Genomic DNA, 531 nt, shown 5'->3' on the forward strand with positions numbered 1-531 from the left:
CGTCAGCACAATTCCAATGAGCCAACGTTGACCGGTTTTCATTTCCTTGAATTCGCCTGACAGACCATCAATCCGATGGTGCGCTGATTTCGTACTTTGCAACGCCTCTTTTGCTACGTCGTCCGATTTGTCGAGTTTATCGACCAACCGCTGCACACTTGCCGCCATCTCGCTCACTGCCCGTGTATTATTTTCCTGCATCACCTCAAGCCGGCCAACCTTAACCGAGATATCATTGAGTGCTTGTTCTTGGTTCATGGGCTCTCCTTTCTCGGCAGCTTAAAAACCGCCGTCTTCGTTACGTTATCCCACGAAAGAACATCACCGCCGACTGCTCTGACCGCATCCCGCATGCCGAGCATAACGCGGCCGTTCGAGATTTCCGGAGCTGCGTCAAGCGCATATGGCTTGCCGTCCAAATCGCCCCTCGCGCTTCCAACCCGCACGGTCAAAAGGCTGTATTCTCGTTCCGGTTCGTCTTCTCTTTCGGGATTGGAGATAGCCGGCAGCCGGAACACTCCATAGCCAGAT

2 protein-coding genes are annotated in these 531 nt (G+C 53.5%); both read right to left on the reverse strand.

What is annotated here, in order from left to right; translation table 11 throughout:
* Nucleotides 1-258: hypothetical protein (locus ACFSW5_RS26110; protein ID WP_379280500.1), on the reverse strand; the 258-nt coding region annotated here is incomplete at its 3' end.
* Nucleotides 255-531, reverse strand: a 277-nt coding sequence (locus ACFSW5_RS26115; RefSeq protein ID WP_379280503.1) for a stalk domain-containing protein, incomplete at its 5' end; no start/stop codon positions are given. The genes ACFSW5_RS26110 and ACFSW5_RS26115, both read right to left, overlap by 4 nt.

This window comes from Paenibacillus thailandensis (assembly GCF_042685365.1).
GTDB lineage: Bacteria > Bacillota > Bacilli > Paenibacillales > Paenibacillaceae > Paenibacillus_AP > Paenibacillus_AP thailandensis.